Origin of the sequence: Pseudonocardia yunnanensis (assembly GCF_039534065.1) — a bacterium.
Classification (GTDB): domain Bacteria; phylum Actinomycetota; class Actinomycetes; order Mycobacteriales; family Pseudonocardiaceae; genus Pseudonocardia; species Pseudonocardia yunnanensis.
On record NZ_BAAAUS010000072.1, the window covers coordinates 1 to 728 of the forward strand.

Annotated in this window: 1 pseudogene; it reads right to left on the reverse strand. The window is 69.8% G+C overall.

The window, feature by feature from the left end:
* Positions 1-728: pseudogene (locus ABD743_RS44305) on the reverse strand (IS5 family transposase); the annotation flags it as partial.

Sequence of the window (728 nt, forward strand, 5' to 3'; positions counted from 1 at the left end):
ACGTGGCGGTCTTGTCGTAGCGGGTGGCAATGGCCCGGTACTGCTTGAACCGGTTGAAGCAGCGTTCGACGACGTTGCGCCGCTTGTAGGCGACCTTGTCGAACGCGGGTGGGCGCCCACCCGCTGACCCGCGGCGGGCCCGATTGGCTTGCTGGTCACGCCGCTCGGGGATGGTCGCCCGGATCCCGCGTCGCCGCAGGTATGCGCGGTTGGCGCGGCTGGAGTACCCCTTGTCCCCGAGCACCCGAACGGGACGCGTGGCCGGGCGACCGGGGCCGGGGCGGCGGAACTCGACGCCCTCCAGGACCTGCTCGAACATGGTGGTGTCGTTGACGTTGCCGCCGGTCAACACCACCGACAACGGACGGCCGTGACCGTCGCAGGCGAGATGGATCTTGGTGGAGGGCCCGCCACGAGACCGCCCGATAGCATGATCATCTGGCACGTCGTGTCCGCTGCAGGACGCGTCCACCCCCCGGGGACGACCGCGCGGTGACGGCCTTGCGGGCGCCGGCGGCATGCTGGTGGGCGCGCACGATGCTGGAGTCCACCGAGACCTCGCGGTCGAGCTCGTCGATCGCCTCGGCGATCACCCGCACCCACGCCACCAACCCGGTCAGGGTGCCGTTGCGTGACCAACGCCAGAACCGGTTATAGACGGTCTTCCACGGCCCGTACCGCTCGGGAAGGTCCCGCCACGCCACCCCGGTCTTGGCCTTGAACAACAT